Annotated in this window: 3 protein-coding genes; all 3 read left to right on the forward strand. The window is 70.3% G+C overall.

Going from position 1 to position 5,719, the window contains the following annotated elements; all coding sequences use genetic code 11:
- On the forward strand, positions 1-470 hold a 470-nt coding region (locus BN12_RS17320), incomplete at its 5' end, for a DciA family protein (RefSeq protein ID WP_083454733.1).
- 301 nt (positions 471-771) lie between these two features.
- The gene (gene gyrB, locus BN12_RS17325) at positions 772-2,877 is read left to right on the forward strand and encodes a DNA topoisomerase (ATP-hydrolyzing) subunit B (protein ID WP_048554418.1); all 2,106 of its coding nucleotides are present in this window, start codon (positions 772-774) and stop codon (positions 2,875-2,877) included.
- A gap of 61 nt (positions 2,878-2,938) precedes the next feature.
- Positions 2,939-5,647, forward strand: a complete 2,709-nt coding sequence (gyrA, locus tag BN12_RS17330; RefSeq protein WP_048554420.1) for a DNA gyrase subunit A — start codon at positions 2,939-2,941, stop codon at positions 5,645-5,647.
- Positions 5,648-5,719: the final 72 nt, after the last annotated feature.

Consider the following 5,719-nt stretch of genomic DNA (forward strand, 5'->3'; position numbering starts at 1 on the left):
GCGCGGTGGCCCGCTCCAAGGGTCTGCGGCCCGGGTCCCGGCCCAGCCGGCGCAGGCAGGACGTGCCCGCCGACGCGCGGCACCCGGTGGGCGGCCGCGACCCTCGGGACGGTCGGGACCCGCACCTGCTCGGCGAGGAGGTCGAGACGTTCATCGCCGAGCGCGGCTGGGAGGTGGACGTCGCGGCCGGGTCGGTCATCGGCCGCTGGTCGGCGATCGTCGGCCCGCAGATCGCCCAGCACTGCGCGCCGGTGAGCTTCGAGCTCGGCGTCCTCGTCGTCCGCGCCGAGTCGACGGCCTGGGCCACCCAGCTGCGGCTGCTCGCCTCGAGCCTGCTCGCCCGGCTCGCCGCGGAGGCCGGTGAGGGCGTCGTCACCGAGCTGCGGATCGTCGGCCCGAGCGCCCGCTCCTGGACCCACGGCCCCCGCGTCGTCAGCGACGGCCGAGGTCCACGCGACACCTACGGCTGACGGCGACCAGGCTCCCGCGGGCATCGGGAAAACGGCTCGGGAAGGCGTTGGAGCCCCTGGGCGTGGGTGAGGAGTCAGGACCACGTCCCGTTCCCCGCGAAATCGCCGCTGCCGGGCCACCACGGGCATGTCCTGTCCCTACGGACCGGTAAGATGGACGGACCAGCACGTCCTCGGGCCTCAACCGGCCGTACGCCGTCCCGAGGGGCACGTCCGGCCGTCTCACGTGACAGGGCGCCACCCGCGTCCAGGCGTCACGTGTGCTCCGACCGGCTCACCCGCACGCACGCGAAGGAGCACCGTGGCCACGAGCACGCCCACGCCCGAGGGCGCCGACGACCCACACGACGGGGAGCAGGTGAACGGCGTCGCCTACGACGCGTCGGCGATCACCGTCCTCGAGGGTCTGGAGGCCGTCCGCAAGCGGCCCGGCATGTACATCGGCTCGACGGGCGAGCGCGGGCTGCACCACCTCGTCTACGAGATCGTCGACAACAGCGTCGACGAGGCCCTCGCCGGGTATGCCACGCACATCGACGTGACGCTCCGGGCGGACGGCGGCGTCCGGGTCAAGGACGACGGCCGCGGCATCCCCACCGACATCCACGCGGGCGAGGGCGTGAGCGCCGTGGAGCTCGTCCTCACCCAGCTCCACGCGGGCGGCAAGTTCGGTGGTGGGGGCTACAAGGTGTCCGGCGGCCTGCACGGTGTCGGCTCCTCCGTCGTCAACGCCCTCTCCACGCGCCTCGACGTCTGCGTGCGGCAGAAGGGCCACGCGTTCCGGATGTCCTTCGAGAACGGAGACCCGATCGGTCCCCTGGAGCAGATGGAGGAGACGCAGGAGACGGGCACGACGATCACCTACTGGGCGAGCCCGGAGATCTTCGACACGACGGACTACGACTTCGAGACGCTCCGGGCCCGCTTCCAGCAGATGGCCTTCCTCAACAAGGGCCTGACGATCACCCTCGTCGACGAGCGGATCCCCGACGCGGAGGCCACCGCCGACCAGGAGATCGACCTCGACAACGTCGCCGACGACATCGAGGACGTCGAGGACTCCGAGGCGCCGGCCACGACCGAGGCTCCGCGGACGACGAAGGCGCGCAAGGTGACCTACCGGTACGACGGGGGCCTCGTCGACTACGTCACCTACCTCGTCGGCACCAAGCGCGCCGAGCCGGTCAACGCCGAGGTCATCGACATCACCTCGGAGAACGCCGACCGGTCGCTGTCGGTCGAGATCGCCATGCAGTGGACGACCGCCTACAGCGAGTCGGTCCACACGTATGCCAACACGATCAACACCCACGAGGGCGGCACCCACGAGGAGGGCTTCCGCGCGGCGCTGACCAAGCTCGTCAACGACTTCGCCCGGAAGAACAACCTCCTGAAGGACAAGGACGACAACCTCACCGGGGACGACGTCCGCGAGGGCCTCACGGCCGTCATCTCCGTCAAGCTCGCCGAGCCGCAGTTCGAGGGGCAGACCAAGACCAAGCTCGGCAACTCCGAGGTCAAGGGCTTCGTCCAGCGGGCGATGACCGACGAGTTCGGGCACTGGCTCGAGGCGCACCCGGGGGAGGGCAAGGAGGTCGTCCGCAAGGCCATCCAGGCCTCGGCGGCGCGGCTCGCGGCCCGCAAGGCGCGGGAGGCGACCCGCCGCAAGGGGCTGCTGGAGTCCGGGGGGCTTCCCGGCAAGCTGCGCGACTGCCAGACGAAGGACCCGACGATCTCCGAGGTGTTCATCGTCGAGGGCGACTCGGCCGGCGGCTCGGCCGTCCGGGGCCGCAACCCGCATACCCAGGCGATCCTGCCGATCCGCGGCAAGATCCTCAACGTCGAGCGGGCCCGCCTCGACAAGGCCCTCGCGAACAACGAGGTCCAGGCGCTCATCTCGGCCTTCGGCACGGGCATCGGCGAGGACTTCGACCTGGCTCGCGCCCGCTACCACAAGATCGTCCTCATGGCGGACGCCGACGTCGACGGCATGCACATCCGGACGCTCCTGCTCACGCTGCTGTTCCGGTTCATGAAGCCGCTCATCGAGGCCGGCTACGTCTACCTCGCCCAGCCGCCGCTCTACCGCATCAAGTGGAGCAATGCCGCCCACGAGTTCGCGTTCAGCGACCGGGAGCGCGACGGCCTCGTCGCCGAGGGGCAGGCCAGGGGCTGGCGGCTGCCGAAGGAGAACGGCATCCAGCGGTACAAGGGTCTCGGCGAGATGGACTACCACGAGCTGTGGGAGACGACGATGGACCCGGCGAACCGGGTCCTCCTCCAGGTGACGCTCGAGGACGCCGCGGCCGCGGACCAGATCTTCTCGGTCCTCATGGGCGAGGACGTCGAGAGCCGCCGCAACTTCATCCAGCGCAACGCGCGTGACGTCCGCTTCCTCGACATCTGAGCTCACGGCATACCCGCTCACCCAGACCATTGTTGGAAAGCCTTGAGCAGCAAGGGAACTGATGACTGAAGTACCACCGACCACCGACCAGGTCGAGCCTGTCGACCTGAACACGGAGATGCAGCGCAGCTACATCGAGTACGCCATGAGCGTCATCGTGAGCCGCGCCCTCCCCGACGTGCGCGACGGGCTGAAGCCGGTGCACCGCCGGATCGTCTACGCGATGTACGACGGCGGCTACCGGCCCGACCGGGGGTTCAACAAGTGCAGCCGGGTCGTCGGCGACGTCATGGGCCAGTACCACCCGCACGGGGACACCGCCATCTACGACGCGCTCGTCCGGCTCGTCCAGGACTGGTCGATGCGCTACCCGCTCGTCCAGGGGCAGGGCAACTTCGGCAGTCCGGGCGACGACCCGGCCGCCGCGCCGCGGTACACCGAATGCCGGATGGCGCCGCTGGCCATGGAGATGGTCCGCGACATCCACGAGGACGCCGTCGACTTCGTGCCGAACTACGACGGCAAGACGATGCAGCCCGACGTCCTCCCGGCGCGGTTCCCCAACCTGCTCGTCAACGGCTCCTCGGGCATCGCCGTCGGGATGGCGACCCAGATCCCGCCGCACAACCTGCGGGAGGTCGCCGACGCCGCCCAGTGGGTCCTCGCGAACCCCGAGGCGGACCGCGAGTCGATCCTCCAGGCCGTCATGGAGCGCATCAAGGGCCCCGACTTCCCGACGGCCGGGCTCATCATGGGCCGATCGGGCATCGAGGACGCCTACCGCACCGGGCGGGGCTCGATCATCATGCGGGCGGTCGTCGAGGTCGAGGAGATCCAGGGCCGCACCTGCCTCGTCGTCACCGAGCTGCCCTACCAGGTCAACCCCGACTCGCTCGCCCAGAAGATCGCCGAGCTCGTCAAGGACGGCCGCCTCGCCGGGATCGCCGACATCCGCGACGAGACGTCGGGGCGCACCGGCCAGCGCCTCGTCATCGTCCTCAAGCGCGACGCCGTCGCGAAGGTCGTCCTCAACAACCTCTACAAGCACACCCAGCTGCAGACGACGTTCGGGGCGAACATGCTCGCCCTCGTCGACGGGGTGCCGCGGACGCTGCCCATCGACGCCTTCATCCGGCTCTGGGTCGACCATCAGATCGAGGTCATCCAGCGGCGCACCGCCTTCCGCCTCCAGAAGGCCGAGGCCCAGATCCACATCCTGCGCGCGCTCCTGAAGGCCCTCGACGCGCTCGACGAGGTCATCGCCCTCATCCGTCGCTCGCCGACCGTCGAGGAGGCCCGTGACGGCCTCATCGCCCTCCTCGACATCGACGAGGTGCAGGCCCGGGCCATCCTCGACATGCAGCTGCGTCGCCTCGCGGCCCTCGAGCGCCAGAAGATCATCGACGAGCACGACGAGCTCGAGGCGCAGATCATCGACTACCAGGACATCCTTGCGACGCCCGCGCGGCAGCGCGCCATCGTGTCCGAGGAGCTCGCCGGGATCGTCGAGAAGTACGGCGACGAGCGCCGCACACGGATCGAGTTCTTCAGCGGCGACATGTCCGTCGAGGACCTCATCCCCGAGGAGGACGTCGTCGTCACGATCACCAGGGGCGGGTATGCCAAGCGCACCCGGGTCGACGCCTACCGGGCCCAGGGCCGGGGCGGGCGCGGCGTGCGCGGCGCCCAGCTGCGCGGAGACGACCTCGTCGAGCACTTCTTCACGACGAGCTCGCACAACTGGCTGCTCTTCTTCACCAACCTCGGGCGGGTCTACCGGGCCAAGGCCTACGAGCTGCCCGACGCGGTCCGCGACGCGAAGGGGCAGCACGTCGCCAACCTCATGGCATTCCAGCCAGGTGAGCAGATCGCGCAGATCCTCGACCTCCGGTCGTACGACGTCGCGCCGTACCTCCTGCTCGCCACCCGGTCGGGCCTGGTCAAGAAGACCCGCCTCGCCGAGTACGACTCGCCGCGCTCCGGCGGCCTCATCGCCGTCAACCTCCGCGAGGGCGACGAGCTCATCGGGGCCGCGCTGTGCCGGGCCGAGGACGACGTCCTCCTCGTGTCGCGGAAGGCGCAGTCGGTGCGGTTCCACGCCGACGACGCCCAGCTGCGGCCGATGGGCCGGGCCACGTCGGGTGTGACCGGTATGCGGTTCCGCGACGGAGACTCCCTTCTCGCCATGTCGATCATCCCGGCGGGGGAGGACCCCGACGTCTTCGTCGTCTTCGAGAACGGCATGGCCAAGCGCTCGCCGGCCTCGGACTGGAACGCCAAGGGTCGCGGCATCTACGGCGTCGCCGTCGCGAAGATCACCGAGCGCAACGGCGACCTCGCGGGCGCGCTGACGGTCGGCGAGGACGACGAGGTGCTCGTCGTCATGGGCAAGGGCAACGTCGTCCGGATGAAGGTCGACTCGGTGACCCGCCGCGGGCGCAACACCCAGGGGATGAAGTTCGCCAACCCCGGCCCGGACGACGCCGTCGTCGCCGTCGCGAAGAACCCCGAGCGGGCCAGCGAGGAGACGGAGGACGCGGACGAGGCTGACGAGGCCCACGAGACCGAGGTGGGAGTCGACCGTTCGGGCGGGACCCACGCGGCCGAGGGGACCGACCCGGCCGCGGAGGAGGCCCAGATACCAACCGACGGCACCCCAACCGGCGTCTCAGGGAGTGCCGGTGCCGACATCACCGGTCAGGATGCCGTACCGTCGTCAGGAGACGACATGACCGACGGGTCCGCCGAGGAGCCGGGAGGTAGGCAGTGAGTTCGACAGGTGACGCGGGCACGGCACCCCGTTCGGTGACGGCGACGTCACCCCGGCCGACGACCGGCCCCC

Source organism: Nostocoides japonicum T1-X7, assembly GCF_001046855.1.
Classification (GTDB): domain Bacteria; phylum Actinomycetota; class Actinomycetes; order Actinomycetales; family Dermatophilaceae; genus Nostocoides; species Nostocoides japonicum.

What these genes read in the sequence shown, in the direction of transcription:
- gyrA (WP_048554420.1), top strand. Translation starts at nt 2,939, where the DNA reads ATGACTGAAGTACCACCGACCACCGACCAGGTCGAGCCTGTCGACCTG.